The organism is Paenibacillus filicis, from assembly GCF_038070315.1.
Taxonomy (GTDB): domain Bacteria; phylum Bacillota; class Bacilli; order Paenibacillales; family NBRC-103111; genus Paenibacillus_G; species Paenibacillus_G filicis.
The window spans coordinates 46,371-63,261 of sequence record NZ_JBBPCC010000005.1; the positions used below are offsets into that span (position 1 = coordinate 46,371).

Genomic DNA, 16,891 nt, shown 5'->3' on the forward strand with positions numbered 1-16,891 from the left:
AGTTAGCTTTCAGTCGATTTTGTCCATTTTTTGTTCACTTGGTTTTACACGCTTCATAAAAAAGGATATGAAAAGTGCAATGATCGTCATGAAACCGTCAAAAATAAAAGCGTCTTTGATGCCAAAAACAAAGGAAGACGGCAAATATTCTAATATGGCGGGATCAGGTTGTGCAAGATTAAGCCCATTACTCATATCAAATCCCTTATCACGCAAATAGCTTGACTGACCTGCGGCTAGCATCGTCATCGCCAGCGCACTGCCAATCGCCCCAGCCACTTGCTGCAATTACTCATAATAGCTGTACCGTGTGGATAAATCTCTGCCGGCAACTGGTTCATACCATTGGTCTGACCTGGCATCATGACCATGGACAAAGCTATCAAGAGCAAGCAATGCAATGCAACAATAAATAGGGTTGAGGAATTAATCGTAATCGTTGAGAAGAGGAACAAAATTACACCAATTAAAATCAGCCCAGGGAGAATAAGCCTTCTTGGTCCATACTTATCGAAGATCTTGCCCATAAAAGGAGCCATTATACCGCTAATAAGCGTACCAGGCAACAAGAGCAAGATATAACTATATAGATTGAACTAAAGTCACTTGGAAGGAATTTCAAATCACTTTCGCCGATTAAGAAAGATATAACTTATTCGGACGGGTGATCTGCAAGAACGGGCTAAATGGACTGAAAATGAAGTTTCATCTGGACCATGAAAGCAGCTACGCAAGGAGCAGTTAGAATGACTTTTACTGTAATTGATGCCTTTTTAAGTGAATGATGACTGAATGTATATCGATTCGCTTAGGGTACATGTTGACTCGACCGAGTGTAGAATATGTGAATAAATAAAAAAACAGATCATTAATGGTATTAATCACCATAAAATGATCTGTTTTTACACGGATCTGGCCTATTCCTCAATAGTATGCAAATGCCATGGCTTACAATACAACGGGAATTGTGCTAGTTATAGAACATATATAGATGTTATATTTTACTTTCAGAATAGGTTCCGTCGGGGTTCATAATAAATAAATATAAATCGTTACCTCTCACATAAGAAATTGTGAACAAATGTATTTTTTCTTTTTTCCATCCAACAAACAAACTAAGGCCAATATTCCTAGCCTTAAGTCCTTCTTCATCTATTACATGGTCAGGTAAGTCATCATGTGTATACCCTGGTGCAGTAAAATAATTGTACTTCCAATAAGAGTCGCTTCCGTTTTCTAGGTCTCCATTATCATCTACTATTTTGTAACTTTCCTTTAGCAATGATTTAACTTCAGCTTGAGTCATACCTACTTTTAAAATCTTTTTAATTTCATTAACCTTGTCAGAAACTTCTTTATCAGTCGGTTTATTTCCAATCACATTATTCGTAATAATTATTGTTTTACTCGGTTCATTCCATTGAACAGTTGCGCCAAGCGCCTCTCCGATTGCTTTAGCAGGTAGATAAGAATTACCATTAATTATTACTGGAGCCAGTTCAATCCCCTCACTATCTTTAGGGGAAAAAGGGTTTCCGTTAACGGTGATTTTAATATTGTGATTTACAAATGCTTTAATGCTTTCAATTTCGTTAGCGGCATAGGCGACCCCAGCTATTGTACTAAGTGAAATACATAAAAAGATTATTTTTTCTTTCACTAGTATCTCTCCTTCAAAGACTGTAATGGAAAAAGTGTATCACAATGGATACACCTTTATCATTAGTTGATATTTGTAAAATTATTATATTTGTTTATTTAGAAACTTGGTTCTCCCGTTTCTCCAAATACTCTTAATTCTGTTTCTTTAACCTTATCAGATGTAAGGTTTTTAATCTTTTCGTCAGTTAAATTATATTCCTTTTTAAGATTCGTTACGGCCCCCTTCGCTTAGTTGAGTTTCCCTTAAAGACGGAAGGCGAGTTCGTACTGGATTTCAATTACGCCTATCTTCCACCGTGCGCATTTTCACTTGCGTATAACTGCCCGCTGCCTCCGCAAGCAAAATAAGCTGCCTGTTCGGATTGTGCTCACTTTGAGAACAGCTCACTTGAGTAAAAAAGGTGCGTACTTGAAAAATGACGGCGCGTGGGAGGCAATCCCTGCGCCGCCATTGCATATTATGGGTCTGCTGCCGCCTTCCTGAGCAAGTTATGGGCAAGCGATAGCCAGCCGACCTCAAGGCTTACCTTCGGCAAGCCGAGAAGAAGAAAACGTCGGAACCCCCGGTTATTCTTCATTTGCCTAAACACGCTCTCCGGCTCGATCATCCGCCGAAGCGAGAAAGCGTAGCCTTCCTCTGTCGCACTTGATATTACATATTACAATCCGTCATAAAAATAAGTGAGAAGCCCAGTCACACTGGCAATTTACCGCTTCAACAGCTCCACAAACTTCTTCTCCAGCTCTTCCCTCTCCATCACATGCACGATCTCAGCGATGCGTCCGTCCTTGCCGATCAGGAAACTGGTCGGAATCGTGATGATTTTGTACCGGCTGACAGCCGTCCCGTCCGTATCGAGCAGGATCGGGAAGGTCAGCCCAAGATCCGCCGCCTTCCGGCGCGCCAGCTCCGGCTCATCCTGGAAGGTCGCATTGACGCCATAAATATCGAGACGATCGCCATACTTGGCATACAGCGCCTGCAGATCAGGCAGTTCCTTCTCGCAGGGCTTGCACCAGGAAGCCCAGTAGTTCAGCACCAGCGGCTTCTCCCTAGGGCCGCCGACGGACACTTCTTTTCCTTCCAGGCTTTGCAGCCGCAGCGGAGGGGAAGCAAAGCCCGGCTCCGGCGCCGTATCGGCAGGTATTGCCTCAGCCCGCTCCCGGCCGGCCGCCAAATTCCGGTACACGGTTACGCCAAGCAGCACAATAATCAGCCCCGCTACGATCCAGTTCCACGTCCGTTTGCGTGTCATGCGTTCACCCCCGTCGATGCTGTTTGCAACCAGCCTCTGGTCCTGGCCCCCGCTACCGGGGTCTGCCGTTCAATTCGCTGAATACGCACCAGCTCCATGCGTCAGCAGCTTCCGCCGATGCCCGGCAGCGCCTTCAGCTGGATGCCATGCGGGGTACCGCCGACCTTGATCCGGTCAATAACCTCACGCTTCGCCGTATCGATCACGACTGTCTCGTCGGAGCCGCTCAGCGTGACATACACCTTCGACTCTTGGCGGTTAAAGGCGATATGTCTGGCGCCGGGCAGCCCGGATAGCGTCTGGACGACCTTCCCCGCCGTCAGATCGACCAGGGCAACGGCATTGCCCTCCATCCCCGTCACCCAGGCCGTAGCGCCGTCTTCTGCAACGACAACATCCGTCGCTCCCGGCACCGCATCGACCGCTCTGATCAGCTTGCCGCTGGTCGTATCGTACAGCTCCAGCTTGCCGGCTCCCGCCGTCGGCACATAGAGTGTCTTGCCGTCCCCGCTTAGCTTGACCGCCCGGGGCGTTTTGCCTGTATCGATGGTCAGCTCTACCTGCTGTGTTTTCACATTGATCACATAGACCTTGCTATTCTCATGGTCACTAACATACAGCCGGTTGCCGAACAACGCCAGGTAATTGGTCTTGGCACCCGTACCGAGATCGATCGTGCCTGCTTCTTTGCCTTCCTTCGTATCGACCAGATAGATGAATTGACCGGCGACTGCCGCCACATACAACGTCTTGTTGTCCGGCGACAGAGCCAGGCCGTGAGGCATCGGACCGACCGGAACCTCCTTGACGACCTTCAGCGTCTGCGTATTGATGATGGAGATGGTGCTGCTGTTCATGTTGGCGGCATACGCTTCCCGCATCGTACTGGAGAAGATGACCGTAGAAGGCGCCTCAGAGACCGGAATCCGGCCTACCCGCTTGCCCGAGACGACATCGAGAACGGAGATCGCATTCTCCTTCTCGCTGGGTACGTAGAATTGCACGCTCGTCAGCTTGCCGGCGTCCGGCTGTGCTACTGCTGCCGCCTCTCCGGTCGGAGCTCCGCCGGTTCTGCCCTGCAGCCGCTGTTCCGCCTCCTGCCGGGTCTCCATGGCGCATCCGCTCAGCACGAGCAGCAGCGATGCGGCCAGCAGGCCTTGTCTAAGATGATTCAATGATTGGAACCCCCCATGATTTCTGCATAAAATTACAAAATAATCATTGTAATTCAATCGGAATTAATGTTATTATACTAGGGAATTTAGCTGACTGGCAAGACTACATTTTAGATATGGAAGGGGTCCACCATCTGTGAAAACCAAACTATCCGTCGCTGCACTGCTGGCTCTCGCCGTGCTTGCTTCCGCTTGCGGCACCAAACCTGCCGCCACGACGACGAATGCCGGAAGCCCTGCCGCCGCTCCCGCGGTTGCCGAGAAGAAACCTGAAGCCAAGGCTCCTCAAACGTATCCGAACGCCCAACTGCTCGCCGATGTGAAATGGGCGGAGGAGCACGCCAAGGATGCCAATGTGAAAATCCTCGACCTGCGTGCCAAAGGCTACGAGCAGGGACATATTCCCGGAGCCATCGCCTTTAACGCCGGCCAGTTGAAGGATGCCAAGAACAATACGATCGTCGGCAAGGACAAATTCACCGAAATCTTCCAAGGTCTCGGCTTGAACTCCGATACCACCGTGCTGCTCTATGATGAAGGCAATAGCAACGGAGCAACCCGTGTCTTCTACGCCCTGGAATATTATGGACACAAAGATAAAGTCAAGCTGCTGAACGGCGGCTACGCGGCCTGGCAGGCAGCGGGCAAGGACGTATCCACCGATGCTCCGGCCGCTGCGGCAGCCAAGGGCAATTTCAATGCGGTTCCGAACGACAAGCTGATCACAACCAAGGAACAGCTGCAGAAGAATGACCTTCAAGGCTGCGTACTGCTCGACGTGCGCTCCTCCAAGGAATTCTCGGGAGAAGATCTGCGCGGCAACCAGAATGGCGGCCACCTGAAGAACGCGGTTAACAAAGAATGGAGCGAATCCATCGAACAGAATGCCGCTGACGGCGTGCCGAAGTTCAAGAGCTATGAGGAGTTGAAAGCTTCCTTCGAGAAGATCGGGGTTGTGAAGGATAAAACCGTCATCCCTTATTGCCAGACCAATGTCCGCGGTGCACATACTTACTTCACGCTGAGATTGCTGGGCTATTCCGATATCGCTCCGTATGAAGGCTCCTGGGCGGAGTGGGGCAATGCCGGAGATACGGAAATCGTCAAGTAACGTTACCATCTTCTACGTAATGGAGGACCTATACGATGAGTCAACTTATCGAAGGCGTGTCCCATCTGAATTCTCTGGAGCTGCAGGAGCTGCTTGAGGCGTCCGGCGGGGAGACCGTCGTCATCGACGTCCGGGAGCAGGAGGAATATGACGCAGTTCATATTCCCGGCGTCCCGCTTGTTCCGATGAGCGAGATCGCAGATCTACTGGAGAAGTTCGATCCGGCACGGGAATATGTCTTTGTCTGCCGCAGCGGCCGTCGCAGTCTGGAAGTCGCAAAATTTTTCCAGGCGAACGGTATTCAGCGGGTGCACAACCATCTGGGCGGCATGCTGGATTGGCAGTCTCAAGAGCTGGAGGTCGCCAGCGGTTCTGACGACCAAGCTGCGGAGAGGCTCTGGACTTCCTTGGCCCCGGCTGCAGAATAGCAATCCTATCACAACCTGACGAGAAGGAGTGAGCTCCATGAGCTTGAATGAACAGCAATTACTTGAATTGAAGCCCGACCATGTGGTCGACGCGATCGGCGAGGTATGCCCGCACACCCTGAACCTGGCACTGGCTGGTCTCAAGAAAGCCAAATCCGGGGAGATTGTAGTCGAAATAACCGATCATTCCATCGCCACCAAGACAATTCCGGCCGCTGTGAAGATGAATAAATACGGAGAATTTCTCGGTGTGGCCAAGAAGAACGGCAATTATCATATTTTCATCAAAAAAGCGTAAGCACTCCATAAGGACGGTCTGATCATGGCATATACTTGGGATGTATTTCTACTCGCTGCCGTATTCGGCTTTCTCTACGGATTCCTACTGCAAAAAGCGGACTTCTGCTTCGTAGCCTCTGTCCGTGACTGGATCAGTGTCCGCGATACGCGGGCTCTGAACGGCGTGCTTGTGCTGATCGCTACTTCCCTGATCGGCTGGGCCGTCGTACTGACCTTTGGACTGCGCGAAGTATCGGAGGTATGGACAGTGCCGCTGGGCGGGGCCAACCTGCTCGGAGGTCTACTCTTCGGGATAGGTATGACCATCGCCGGAGGGTGCGGCTCAGGTACGCTTTACCGCTGCGGGATGGGATATGTGCAGTTCTGGATCGTGCTCGTGTTCGCCATCGCTGGCAACCTGCTGTTCGCCTTCCTGTACGATCCATGGGGCAGGAAAGCGCTGGAGCCGATGACTGTGCTGGAGAGCGGGTATACGCTCTACTCGTGGCCGCTGCCGCTATGGCTGCTGCCGCTGCTCATCGTGGGCGTGATCGTCGCCATCTCGGTATACCGGTTCGGCTGGTCCTCCTTCCGTGACGGCATCCGGACGACCTTCACCGATTGGGAAAAGAACCCCCTGCGTCAATCGCATTGGGATATCCGGCTCGTGGCTCTGCTCGTCGGCCTGATCGCTACTATCCAGTTCGTGCTGATGTCCAATGTCGGCATCACCGGTCCGGAGACGCGTATCGGCGCGGTCGCGTTGGCCCAGATCTTCGGCGACGATCTTGTGTTCAACAATACGTATCTGAATGCGCTGTTCGCCGACTTCCCTCGTGTGGGACTGGGGCCTGAGGAAACGCTCGTCATCTTCCTCGTCGTCGGCTCCTTCACCGCCTCCTGGCTGAGCGGCAGCTTCAAGCTGAGGCTGCCCCGGAAGTCGCGGCTGCCTTACGCCATCGGCGGCGGATTGCTGATGGGCGTCGCCTCCCGGATCGCTCCGGGCTGCAACATCGCCAACCTGATCACTGGGGTCGGCGGATTATCGCTCAGCAGCGTCCTCGTGCTGGCCGGTATGGCGATCGGCGTATTTCTCGTCGTCGCCTATGTATTCAAGATGCCGCTGCTTCTGTTTCAGAAGGATGATTCTTTCTCGGGTTGAAGACCATTCAGCTTAGGAAATACCGAGAAGCCCTCCCGCATGTACGGCGTGAGGGCTCTTGTTTTTTACTTCCGCGGCATTCTCTCCATGCTTACTTTGTCCCCGCCCACTCCCCCTGCTCTTCGACATTTCCCGGGCAATTTCTGCCAAAGAACAACATCACCTAACAGTGACTTAACGTACTGGCCGACGGTTACCCTTCCGCCGGCTCTTTCTTTCTCACCAAGGTTCCGTTACATGCTGGACAGAAAAACACTGGGCTCTCTCCTGGTTCTAATTCATACGCACAATCTGCTACGATGAATTCAGGAACGGGATCAATGAAAGGGAAACCGGCTCTAATTATGGCTCACGTTCCATTCAGTTCTCACCCGCTACGTCCAACCATTGGGCAGATTCTGCGACATGAGATTCAAATGCTACAAAGGAACCTTATGTAGCGTGCCGTTTCTGGCTAACATCATTGAAAAAAGATACAATAGTGAGAGAAATGTTAAGGTAATTTAATTCCACTATTCATTGCAGGCAAACAGTATGACGAATGCTGCCCTGAACTTGTGAATCAAGGACAGGATATTCCAAAAAAAGGGGATATAATAAATGAGACCTTATAAAGTGGTATGTCATATGGCAACTTCATTGGATGGAAAAGTAAATGGAAAAAACTTTGACACGCCGACTACGCTCTTTTTTGGAGAAGAGTATGAAAGCATTCACCAGAAATATCATTATAAAGCATGGATTTGTGGTCGTGTCACCTTTGAAGAACAAGTCACATACGGAAAACAAGTAGATTTGTCTAAGTATCCGGATACCGATATTCCCCGTGAGGATTTTATTGCGGACACTGAGGCCGATGCCTATGCTATTGCTATCGATCCATCTGGCAAGCTAGGCTGGGAACAAGGAACAATTGGGGATGATTATGAAGATCGCCGCGGAGAACATATCATCACGGTGTTAAGCGAAGAGGTAAGCAACCGTTACTTAGCACACCTTCGGACCATCGGCGTTTCCTATATATTTGCAGGGAAAAGCAAGCAGTTAGATTTGAAATTGGCGCTTGATAAAATCAATCGGCATTTTAGCATAACCGAATTTTTACTCGAAGGCGGTGGGTATATCAATGGTTCGTTCTTAAGTGCCGGATTAGTGGATGAATTAAGCTTGATACTCATTCCGTTGGTAGAAGGAACGCAACAATCTGTTCCGCTATTTGCTTATGGCGACAATCCTTTTCAGCCTGGAGTCGAGTTTATTTTAGAAAAAGTAGAACCACTAGCAAATAGCGGGCTATGGCTGCGCTACCGGTTGAAGCAGTAAAACGCTTAGTGAGTCTGTTGACTTCAGCGCCCCCAAGCAAAAGCAAAAAGGAGTAACATCGCCACAGGGCGATGTCACTCCTTTTTGCTTACTTGCATCGCTGCTTAAGCCTTGGCTTCATCCCCCACCGCTACCGGATTCTCCCCATAACACTTCTTTACTTCACTCATTTAATCGACTACGATCCTCAAAAATGTATTTCTGCAATTCTATTTTTCGACGTATTTATCTACAACTTTTAGTGTTACATAATTTCCCAAACTATAAAAAACAACAGGCCGTATCGCGACCTGTTGCTCCTGATTTATTCAATTGACTACATGGTTCATCTGTGCAGGTTAAAGCTTGCACTCTGGAGCCAAAGCTTACAAAGCCTCTCGAACCTAAGCCTTGGACGCATCGGCTGCGGCCAGACGGACGACGGCTTGAATCGCCGCCTGAATCTCACGCTCTACCGCCTTGGCTACTGTATCCGTATGCGGGTCATACACTTCCTTCAGATCGGCATCGGCATAGCCGTCCAGCGCGACGATCGCTCCGGCACGGGCGCCGCGCAGGGAGGCGATCACATACAGCGCCGCAATCTCCATCTCGACGGCGAGCACGCCCGCCTTCTTGTACTTCTGGTGCGGGAACTCCTCGACGCCTGCGAACAGAGCGTCCATCGTCAGTGTAATGCCGCGGCCCACGTTCGGGTCCAAAGCCAATGCCGCTTCGTACAAGGCGCGCACGACCTCGGCATCTGCTACGGCCGGGAACGCTTGAGGCACGAGCTGACGGGTCAGTCCTTCCTCGCGCACGGCGGCCGTGCTGACAACCAGACTGCCTGCAGGCAGCTCGCTATGATAGGAACCGGCAGTGCCGACGCGGATCAGCGTCTTGACGCCGCCCTTGATCAGCTCTTCGAAGCAGACGGCCGCGCCCGGAGAACCTACTCCGTGGCTCGTAACCGTAATCTTTACCCCGCCGGCTTCCCCGACGAATGTGCGGTATTCCCGGCTGAACGCAAGTTCCTTGACGTTGTCCAGTTTACTGGCAATCTTCTCTGCACGGAACGGATCGCCGCAGACGATCGCGTATGGAGACAGATCCTCCGTTTGGACTTGTAGAATCGGCAACAACATCTTAATCGAACTCCTTTTTCTCCCATTCGTCTTCCGGAATCGGCAGTGCCTCACCCGAGAAGCGTTCCTCACGGAACGGATCGGCCTCGTTGTGGAAGCCGTTTCGCTCCCAGAAGCCCTCGCGGTCTTCCTTCATAAATTCGATGCCCCGCAGCCACTTGGCGCTTTTCCAGAAGTAACGGTGCGGGATGACCAGACGCAGCGGCCAGCCGTGCTTCGGACTGAGCGGCTCGCCGTCATATTTCATCGCCAGCAAAATATCGTCGCCGAGCAGATCGTCCAGCGCGATATTGGTCTCGTAATCCTGATCCGCATACAGCATCACAAAGCGTCCCTCAGGCTTGATGTTCATATGCTCCAGAAAGTCGCGGAACCGCACACCCTCCCACGCTGTGTCCAGCTTGGACCAGCGGGTCACGCAGTGGATATCCACCAGTACCTGCGTCTGCGGGAGTGCCTGCAGCTCCTTGAAGCGAAAGATTCGCTCCTCTCCCACGGCTCCGAACACCCGCAGCGTCCACTCGTCCAGATTGTACTCCGGAACTTCTCCTTCATGCAGGATCGGGAAGCGCTCCGTCAGCACTTGGCCGGCGGGTACCCGGTGCGCCAAAGCTCCATCGACCACCGGTACCCGCATCTGCTTGATGCGGTCGGCCTTCGTCAATTTCTTCTTTCCCTCTGTCATCGCCTGTTCTCCTTTCTTACCTGGAACTGCCGTTAGCCTTGCGCGCATCGTCCATATAGCTGTTCGTACGGAAGAAAAGCAAGGCCAGCAGCGTCACCACGTAAGGCAGCATCTGGGTGAAATGCGTCGGCAGCGAGAAGCCCTGCAGCCGGATACTGAGTGCATCCATCAGGCCGAACAGCAGGCTGGACGCCATCACGCCGACCGGATGCGACTGTCCCAGCATCGTCGCGACCAGCGCGATAAAGCCGCGACCTGCCGTCATGCCTTCCGTAAACATCGTCACCTGGCCCAGCGACAGCTGAGCGCCAGCCAGTCCGCAGAGCGCTCCGCAGATCAGTACCGCCAGGTACTGCATCCGGTTCACCTTGATCCCGATGCTCTTCGCTGCTACCGGATTCTCCCCTACGGCGCGCAGGCGGAAGCCTGTCACGGACCGGAATAGGAAATAATGGAGCACCACTACGAGCACAAACGCGAGATACACGAGCGGCGAATGCCCGGACACGATCCCTCCGACAACCGGAATATCCTGAATGACCGGAATATTCCATTTGGGCAGACCGACCATATTTTTATCGTAGAAGGCACCCTTCACCTTGAAAATCGCCTGCAAGCAAAACGCGGTAAGGCCCAGTGCCAGGAAGTTGAACGAGATCCCGACGATGATGACGTTGGCCTGCAATTGAATGCTCATAAAGGCGAAAATCAGCGAAAACAGCAGTGTCGCCACGACCGCGATCAGCACCGCGACCAGAACATTGCCTGTGAAATGATTGCCCGCGATGGCAGCGAATGCGCCGACCAGAACAAAGCCCTCCAGACCGACATTAAACAGCCCGACCCGAGAGCAGATCGCGCCGCCCAATGCGGCGAGCAGGATCGGGGCCACCATTCTGAACATGGCATTGAACAACGTGACATCAAACAGATGCTCCATCGCTCTTCCCCCCTTTCCTGCGTTTCCAGAACGTATAGGTAAACTTGGCTGTGACGAACAGAATGAGCAGCGCCTGAATAACGCCGGAGATCGCCAGGGGCACGTCCGTATTGCGCTCCACGCCCATGCCTCCCGTCTGCAGCGCCGCCAGCAGCACGGCCGCCAGCACTGTTCCGAGCGGATGAGCGCCGGCCAGCAGCGCAGCCATGATCCCGGACCAGGCGTAGCCTGGATTCGTAATCATGCCATCGACGTACCGATACTGCGTGCCGAGGACCTCGACGGCTCCGGCCAGACCGGCGATGCCGCCGCTGGCAAACATCCCGGCCAGCATCAGCTTGCCCCGGTTGATGCCGCCATAAGCCGCGAACAGCGGGTTGTAGCCAAGCATCCGAATCTCATAGCCCGCTACCGTGTAACGCATAAATAAAGTCAGCAGCACGGCGAGCACGATCGCAATGATAAATCCTCCATGCAAGGTCATACCCGCAAACAGCTTGGGCAGCCAAAGGCTATTGTCCAGCATGGCTGTCTGCGCCAGTGCTGCGGAGCCCTTCGTATCCTTGAGCGGATAAGCCACCAGATAACCGGCGAATAAGGCCGCGATATAATTAAGCAGCAGCGTCGTAATGATCAGATTCATGCGGAAGCGCGCATCCAGCCAGCCGGCCAGTGCGGACCACATCCCTCCGGCTGCAATCCCTCCAAGTATGGCGGCGAGCAGCTTGACCATCGGCGGAGCAGGCAGATACAGCGAGATTAGTGCTGTCGCCAGCGCCCCCAAAATCATCTGCCCCTCGGAGCCCATATTGAAAAAACCGGCCCTGAAGGCTACAGCCACGCCGAGACCGACCAGGATCAATGGCGTAGCACGCGTCAGCGTATTCATGATGTAGTAGGTATTGCCGAAGGCCCCCTTCCACATCTGCACATACGTATCAGCGACTGAGCCGCCGATCAGCATGATGGCGACCGCTCCGCCGAGCAGGCCGATGCAGACGGCCAGCAAGGGCTGAAGCCAGGCGGATGCGTATAGTTTCCAGTTAGACACGAAGTTCGCCCCCCGCCATCAACAGACTGATCGTTTCTTCCGTTGCATCCTCCGCCGCGAGCTCCCCGGCGATCCGGCCCTCATACATGACCACAATCCGGTCGGACAGCTTCAGGATTTCCGTTAATTCCGACGATACCAATAAAATAGCCCCCCGCTCGCTGCGCTTGCGCAGCAGCTCCTCATGGATCAGCTCCATCGCGCCGATATCGACGCCGCGTGTCGGCTCAGCGGCAATCAGGAAGGGCTCGCTGCCCTCCAGCTCCCGCGCCACGATCAGCTTCTGCAGGTTGCCCCCGGACAGCACCTTCGCTTTCTGTTCCTGGGAGCCGGCCTTGATCTGAAACTGGCTGATCCAGCCAGCGACCATCGTCCTAAGCTTCCGGCCTGCCAAGAGGCCGAAACGGGCCGAGGAGCGGTGATGCCCCATGATCCCGTTCTCCAGCACGGTCCCGTCCTTGGCCGCTCCCCACTGGTACCGGTCTTCGGGAATATGGGCAAGACCCAGTCCCCGGACAGCCAGCGGGGATCGTCCTGCGATACTCGTACCCTGAAGCCGTATCTCTCCTCCGTCGAGCGGCTGCAGCCCGGCGATCGCCTGGATCAGCTCGGACTGTCCATTGCCGGATATGCCTGCGATGCCGACGACTTCGCCGGCCCGCACTTGGAGGCTAACCCCGTTCAGCACAGGCTTCTCTTCCCTGGCCTTCGCTTTGGACGTTCTTCCCTTGCCGCCGTAAAGCGTAGCGTCCCTAACCTCCAGCACCACCTCGCCGGGGTCTGAGGCTTGCTTGACCGAATCGGCCAGCTCGCGGCCGACCATCAGCCGAGACAGCTCCTCTGCGTTCGTCGCCGAAGTGTCCAGCGTCCCCCTGATCCGCCCGTCCCGCAGAACGGTGACGCGATCGGCAACCTCCATGACCTCATGCAGCTTATGCGTGATAATAATGAAGCTTTTGCCTAGGGCGGCCAAGCTCTTCATCGTCACCAGCAGATCCCGGGCCTCCAGCGGCGTTAGCACGCCGGTCGGCTCGTCCAGGATGATAATGTCCGCGCCCTGGTACAGCACCTTCAGGATCTCGACCCGCTGCTGCAAGCCAAGCGGACAGTCCGCAACCTTCATCAGCGGATTGATCGGCATCCGGTAATCGGCACAGAGCTGCTCGACCTGCTGCACCGCCTTCTTGCGGTCGAAGGAAGGACCTGCTTTGGGCTCCCGCCCGATGACGATATTCTCCGCCACCGTGAAGGAAGGAAACAGCATGAAGTGCTGATGCACCATCCCAATGCCCGCAGCTATCGCATCGACCGGCGAAGCGAATGTCACCGTCTGTCCCCGCAAGCGGATAGAGCCCGAGGTCGGCTGCTCCATGCCATACAGCATCCGCATCAGCGTCGTTTTGCCGGCCCCGTTCTCGCCGACCAGCGCATGAATCTCGCCCTCCCGCAGCGTGAAGTCCACAGCCGAATTGGCGGTTGTCTTTCCGTAGGTTTTCGTGATTTGACTCATCTGAAGCAGCATGAAGACTCCCAAGGCTCCTCTCCCCGGACATGCGGAAACTGTCTACGTCTCCGTAAACAGTTTCCGTTGTCGCTATGCGGTTGCAAACCGGATTATTTCAGTGGATCGCGTACAGTGACCTTGCCCGCTACGATGTCGTCGCGGATCGCCTTCACTTTATTAACAACCTCTTGGCCGATGAACGGGCTAAGCGGAGATTTGCTTTCCTTGGTGACAAACGTGACGCCCACGCCGTCTTCTTTCAAACCATAATCGACCGGACCGAACTTGAATGTGCCGGATGCGAAGTCTTTGACCGTCTGGTAAGCTACAGCATCGCTGCCCTTCAGTTGGGACAGCACGATGTGCTCAGGGTCCGTAACCGTACGGTCGATGTCCTGGCCGGATGTATAGAAGCCCTTCTCCTTGGCCGCTTCGAACACGCCCAGATCGCCGACAGCTGCTGCGCCTGCGATGAAGTCCGCGCCTTGAGCGAATTGGGTCAGCGCCAGCTCCTTGGCCTTGGCAGGGTCAGAGAAGCCGCCCACATAGTTCACGATAAACTTCGCATTCGGGTTAGTCGATTTCAGGCCTTCCTCGAAGCCGACCGTGTATTTCTTAAGCAGCGGAATATCGACAGCCGCTACCATACCGACTACATTCTTCTTGGTGGCAAGACCGGCAGCCGCACCCAGCAGGTAAGCCGCTTCATGCTCGCGGAACACGACGCTGCGTACATTCGGCAGGTCCACGACGGTATCGATAATCGCGAACGATTTCTTCGGATTCTCGGTAGCTACTTTCTTCAGCGCATCCTCAGACTCGAAGCCGCTCGTGATGATCAGATCGTAGTTGTCGGCGACAGCCGAGCGCAGATTTTGCTCGATCGCGCTGTGATCGGCGGATTCTACCGTTTTCACTTCGACGCCGAACTCCTTGCCGGCTTTCTTCACGCCTTCGTCCTGTTGAGCGAAGAATGGATTCAAACCGATCTTCTCCGGCGTAACCAGAACGACACGCTTGCTTGGCTTAGCGTCAGGCGCTTTCGTCTCGGCTTGACCCCCTGCCGCAGGCGCAGGTGTTTCAGACGGCTTGGCCGACGAGCAGCCCGTTACCAGCAACGCAGCCGCAAAAATAGACAATATGGCTTTTTTCATCTTCTCTTTCTCCCCTATCCAGCTATACAGCTTCTATACCAAATTTTTAGTGCTTTCTATATATCCTAGCAAATAACTCGGATATAGTCAAAAGGATTTTTATCCCATTCGACAAATTCAGACAACACACTTTTCCCACAATACCATAAGTCTGCCGTAAGCTCCAGTTTTTCCTCGTCAGAGCGGCAGAACGAAGCTCCGGAAATCCCCTTTTCATGCGTAAAATCGATGTGTCAGAGTTTCATGTCCTACAGCTTGAATCTGCTGACGAGCGCTTCCAGCTTGCCCGATAGCTCATTCAACTGCTCCGCCGCCTTGGCCATATCCTGCACAGATGCCGATTGTTCCTCTGTCATGGCGGATACTTCCTCGGTGAGAGCTGCCGTATCCTCGATGACCTGGTTGATCTCCTGTACCGCCATGCCCAGGCTTTGGGCGCCTGCGGACATCTCGGAGATCGCAGACGATACCTCCTTGACGGAGCCGTTCAGTGTCTGCACCTGTCCAGTGATCGAGCGGAAGGACGTCCCGGCCTCATCCAGCGACGACATGCTGTGATCCATCGTCTTGGCCCCGTCCTCCACCAGGCTGGCGATCATCCGGACGCCGCCGGTCATCGCCCCCAGAATACGGTTGATGTTCTCCGTCGAATGGCCGGTCTGATCGGCCAGCTTGCGGATTTCCGTGGCGACTACGTTAAAGCCCCGGCCATGCTCGCCTGCGCGCGAAGCCTCTATGGCGGCATTGAGCGCCAGCAGCTGCGTCTGATTGGATACTTCCCTTATGTAACCGGCGACCTGGAGAATCTCTTCGGAGCTGTGGCTCATCTCCTCGACCTGCTGCCGGATCGTCTGGAACGCCTTCACCACTTCCAGACTCTCGTCCACGCTGCGGTTGATCTTCTCTTCGCCAGCTGCGGCCAGCTCGGCCGTCTGCCCGGCCAATTGGGCCACTTCGCCAGCATTCACCGATACCTGCTGCAGCCCGGCAGTTGTCTGCTGCATGATCGCAGAAATTTCCTGCGTCTGCGATACCTGGCTCTCGGAACCGGCGGCCACTCTCTGGATCGATTGCGCCACTTCGGACGTGGCTCTAGCGGTATCCTCCGTGCCTTGCGTGAGCAGCGCAGCCGATTCAGCCAGCTTGACCGTATCGTTCCTGATCCCCAGCATCATGCTCTGCAAGCTGAACAACAGGCGGTTGGTCGCTTCAGCGAGATCCTTGACCTCATCGTTGCTGCTCACCCGGATGCGAGTCTTTAGATTGCCTTCCGACGAAGCGATATCCGCGATTGTCCGCGTCACCGAATTGACACTCCGGGACAGTCTCACCGAGATGACAACGGCGATCACGATCGAGACGAGCGCGACTCCGACGAGCAGCAGCCACAGCTCCAGACGCAGCAGCTGATTGTTTTTCAACATCACATCCACGCGGGTATGTGTCAGCTCGCGTTCCGTGCTGCGGAACACATCTATATCCTGGCGGATGCCCTGCATGATCGGATTGCCCGGATCGTTCTTGAAAAACGCAGCGATGGCCGCATTATCATTGCCCTTCTTATAAGCAATGACCGGATCGCCAGCAATCTTGATCCAGCTCTCGATCTGCTCCTTGATCTTGCTCAGCTTCTCCTGTTGCGCAGGATTATCCCCGACCAGGCCGAACAGCTTGTCGTAGTTGCTCACCCAGTCCCCCTTGGCCTTCGTATACGGCGTCAGGTAGCTCTCCTGACCGGAGATAAGGAATCCGCGCTGTCCGGCTTCGAGATCGATGATATTTTTCTCAATAAGACCCGCGACATCATGAACGTCCATATCGTGTCCGGCAATAAAGCTCGTCTCCCGCTCCAGCGCATCCAGCTTGCCGCTAATCCATAGGACGGAAGCAGCCAGACAGAGCGCAATAAGCAAATAACCGCTGCCGACTTTAGTTAAAATCGTTATTCTCCACTTCATTAATTACACAACCTTTCATAAGGGTATTAGCTTCCTTAACATAAGCGTGCGACCATTATACTATGACCTTATACCTATT

General features: G+C 53.8%; 18 protein-coding genes and 1 pseudogene. 6 read left to right on the forward strand and 13 right to left on the reverse strand.

The features are described 5' to 3' along the window. Nucleotides 1-9: 9 nt before the first annotated feature. From WMW72_RS09620 to WMW72_RS09630, 3 genes are all read right to left on the reverse strand, one after another. Nucleotides 10-288, reverse strand: a complete 279-nt coding sequence (locus tag WMW72_RS09620) for a hypothetical protein (RefSeq protein ID WP_341415229.1) — start codon at nt 286-288, stop codon at nt 10-12. Then, nucleotides 246-539, reverse strand: a complete 294-nt coding sequence (locus WMW72_RS35545; RefSeq protein ID WP_423227531.1) for an MFS transporter — start codon at nt 537-539, stop codon at nt 246-248. The genes WMW72_RS09620 and WMW72_RS35545 overlap by 43 nt, the downstream gene beginning before the upstream one ends. Nucleotides 540-994: 455 nt before the next feature. Then, nucleotides 995-1,660: a stalk domain-containing protein gene (locus WMW72_RS09630; RefSeq protein ID WP_341415231.1), complete on the reverse strand. Its 666-nt coding sequence runs from the start codon at nt 1,658-1,660 to the stop codon at nt 995-997. Between the two features lie 209 nt (nt 1,661-1,869). Between WMW72_RS09630 and WMW72_RS35550 the strand changes: the two genes are divergently transcribed. Next, nucleotides 1,870-2,010, forward strand: a complete 141-nt coding sequence (locus WMW72_RS35550; protein WP_423227535.1) for a DUF1684 domain-containing protein — start codon at nt 1,870-1,872, stop codon at nt 2,008-2,010. 110 nt (nt 2,011-2,120) lie between these two features. On the opposite strand, the pseudogene WMW72_RS09635 reads toward WMW72_RS35550, so the two are convergent. The 3 genes and pseudogenes from WMW72_RS09635 to WMW72_RS09645 all read right to left on the reverse strand — a co-directional run. Further along, nucleotides 2,121-2,303, reverse strand: a pseudogene (locus WMW72_RS09635) (transposase); the annotation flags it as partial. A gap of 66 nt (nt 2,304-2,369) precedes the next feature. After that, the gene (locus WMW72_RS09640; RefSeq protein ID WP_341415232.1) at nt 2,370-2,918 is read right to left on the reverse strand and encodes a redoxin domain-containing protein; all 549 of its coding nucleotides are present in this window, start codon (nt 2,916-2,918) and stop codon (nt 2,370-2,372) included. A 101-nt stretch (nt 2,919-3,019) separates the two neighbouring features. After that, nucleotides 3,020-4,093 carry a YVTN family beta-propeller repeat protein gene (locus WMW72_RS09645; RefSeq protein WP_341415233.1) on the reverse strand — a complete coding sequence of 358 codons (1,074 nt, stop codon included), beginning with the start codon at nt 4,091-4,093 and terminating at the stop codon, nt 3,020-3,022. Nucleotides 4,094-4,229: 136 nt separating this feature from the next. On the opposite strand from WMW72_RS09645, the gene WMW72_RS09650 reads away from it, so the two are divergent. The 5 genes from WMW72_RS09650 (at nt 4,230) to WMW72_RS09670 (ending at nt 8,396) form a co-directional block, all read left to right on the forward strand. After that, on the forward strand, nt 4,230-5,204 hold the full coding sequence (locus WMW72_RS09650; RefSeq protein WP_341415234.1) for a sulfurtransferase: 975 nt from the start codon (nt 4,230-4,232) through the stop codon (nt 5,202-5,204). Nucleotides 5,205-5,239: 35 nt separating this feature from the next. Further along, nucleotides 5,240-5,632, forward strand: a complete 393-nt coding sequence (locus WMW72_RS09655; protein ID WP_341415235.1) for a rhodanese-like domain-containing protein — start codon at nt 5,240-5,242, stop codon at nt 5,630-5,632. A 37-nt stretch (nt 5,633-5,669) separates the two neighbouring features. Beyond that, on the forward strand, nt 5,670-5,930 hold the full coding sequence (locus WMW72_RS09660) for a sulfurtransferase TusA family protein (protein ID WP_341415237.1): 261 nt from the start codon (nt 5,670-5,672) through the stop codon (nt 5,928-5,930). A 24-nt stretch (nt 5,931-5,954) separates the two neighbouring features. Further along, nucleotides 5,955-7,073, forward strand: coding sequence for a YeeE/YedE family protein (locus WMW72_RS09665; RefSeq protein WP_341415238.1), 1,119 nt, complete (start codon nt 5,955-5,957; stop codon nt 7,071-7,073). A 600-nt stretch (nt 7,074-7,673) separates the two neighbouring features. Next, nucleotides 7,674-8,396 carry a dihydrofolate reductase family protein gene (locus WMW72_RS09670; RefSeq protein ID WP_341415239.1) on the forward strand — a complete coding sequence of 241 codons (723 nt, stop codon included), beginning with the start codon at nt 7,674-7,676 and terminating at the stop codon, nt 8,394-8,396. A 383-nt stretch (nt 8,397-8,779) separates the two neighbouring features. Here the strand turns inward: WMW72_RS09670 and WMW72_RS09675 are convergent, their stop codons facing one another. The 7 genes from WMW72_RS09675 to WMW72_RS09705 form a co-directional block, all read right to left on the reverse strand. Further along, complete coding sequence (locus tag WMW72_RS09675) at nt 8,780-9,520, reverse strand: nucleoside phosphorylase (RefSeq protein WP_341415240.1); 741 nt, start codon at nt 9,518-9,520, stop codon at nt 8,780-8,782. Nucleotide 9,521: 1 nt separating this feature from the next. After that, nucleotides 9,522-10,205 carry a sulfite oxidase-like oxidoreductase gene (locus tag WMW72_RS09680; protein ID WP_341415241.1) on the reverse strand — a complete coding sequence of 228 codons (684 nt, stop codon included), beginning with the start codon at nt 10,203-10,205 and terminating at the stop codon, nt 9,522-9,524. A 16-nt stretch (nt 10,206-10,221) separates the two neighbouring features. Beyond that, nucleotides 10,222-11,145 carry an ABC transporter permease gene (locus WMW72_RS09685; RefSeq protein WP_341415242.1) on the reverse strand — a complete coding sequence of 308 codons (924 nt, stop codon included), beginning with the start codon at nt 11,143-11,145 and terminating at the stop codon, nt 10,222-10,224. Next, a complete protein-coding gene (locus tag WMW72_RS09690; RefSeq protein WP_341415243.1) occupies nt 11,129-12,196 on the reverse strand; it encodes an ABC transporter permease in 1,068 nt (355 codons plus the stop codon). Before WMW72_RS09690 ends, WMW72_RS09685 begins: the two co-directional genes overlap by 17 nt. Then, nucleotides 12,189-13,718 carry an ABC transporter ATP-binding protein gene (locus tag WMW72_RS09695; RefSeq protein WP_341415244.1) on the reverse strand — a complete coding sequence of 510 codons (1,530 nt, stop codon included), beginning with the start codon at nt 13,716-13,718 and terminating at the stop codon, nt 12,189-12,191. The genes WMW72_RS09690 and WMW72_RS09695 overlap by 8 nt, the downstream gene beginning before the upstream one ends. 92 nt (nt 13,719-13,810) lie before the next feature. Beyond that, a complete protein-coding gene (locus tag WMW72_RS09700) occupies nt 13,811-14,854 on the reverse strand; it encodes a BMP family ABC transporter substrate-binding protein (RefSeq protein ID WP_341415245.1) in 1,044 nt (347 codons plus the stop codon). A gap of 248 nt (nt 14,855-15,102) precedes the next feature. After that, the gene (locus tag WMW72_RS09705) at nt 15,103-16,812 is read right to left on the reverse strand and encodes a methyl-accepting chemotaxis protein (RefSeq protein ID WP_341415246.1); all 1,710 of its coding nucleotides are present in this window, start codon (nt 16,810-16,812) and stop codon (nt 15,103-15,105) included. Between the last annotated feature and the right edge of the window lie 79 nt (nt 16,813-16,891).

Excerpts from the sequence above, each read along its gene's own strand:
- WMW72_RS35545 (WP_423227531.1), bottom strand. The coding sequence starts at position 539 with ATGGCTCCTTTTATGGGCAAGATCTTCGATAAGTATGGACCAAGAAGG.
- WMW72_RS09640 (WP_341415232.1), bottom strand. The coding sequence starts at position 2,918 with ATGACACGCAAACGGACGTGGAACTGGATCGTAGCGGGGCTGATTATT.
- WMW72_RS09655 (WP_341415235.1), top strand. The coding sequence starts at position 5,240 with ATGAGTCAACTTATCGAAGGCGTGTCCCATCTGAATTCTCTGGAGCTG.
- WMW72_RS09660 (WP_341415237.1), top strand. The coding sequence starts at position 5,670 with ATGAGCTTGAATGAACAGCAATTACTTGAATTGAAGCCCGACCATGTG.
- WMW72_RS09665 (WP_341415238.1), top strand. The coding sequence starts at position 5,955 with ATGGCATATACTTGGGATGTATTTCTACTCGCTGCCGTATTCGGCTTT.
- WMW72_RS09670 (WP_341415239.1), top strand. The coding sequence starts at position 7,674 with ATGAGACCTTATAAAGTGGTATGTCATATGGCAACTTCATTGGATGGA.
- WMW72_RS09675 (WP_341415240.1), bottom strand. The coding sequence starts at position 9,520 with ATGTTGTTGCCGATTCTACAAGTCCAAACGGAGGATCTGTCTCCATAC.
- WMW72_RS09680 (WP_341415241.1), bottom strand. The coding sequence starts at position 10,205 with ATGACAGAGGGAAAGAAGAAATTGACGAAGGCCGACCGCATCAAGCAG.
- WMW72_RS09685 (WP_341415242.1), bottom strand. The coding sequence starts at position 11,145 with ATGGAGCATCTGTTTGATGTCACGTTGTTCAATGCCATGTTCAGAATG.
- WMW72_RS09695 (WP_341415244.1), bottom strand. The coding sequence starts at position 13,718 with ATGCTGCTTCAGATGAGTCAAATCACGAAAACCTACGGAAAGACAACC.
- WMW72_RS09700 (WP_341415245.1), bottom strand. The coding sequence starts at position 14,854 with ATGAAAAAAGCCATATTGTCTATTTTTGCGGCTGCGTTGCTGGTAACG.
- WMW72_RS09705 (WP_341415246.1), bottom strand. The coding sequence starts at position 16,812 with ATGAAGTGGAGAATAACGATTTTAACTAAAGTCGGCAGCGGTTATTTG.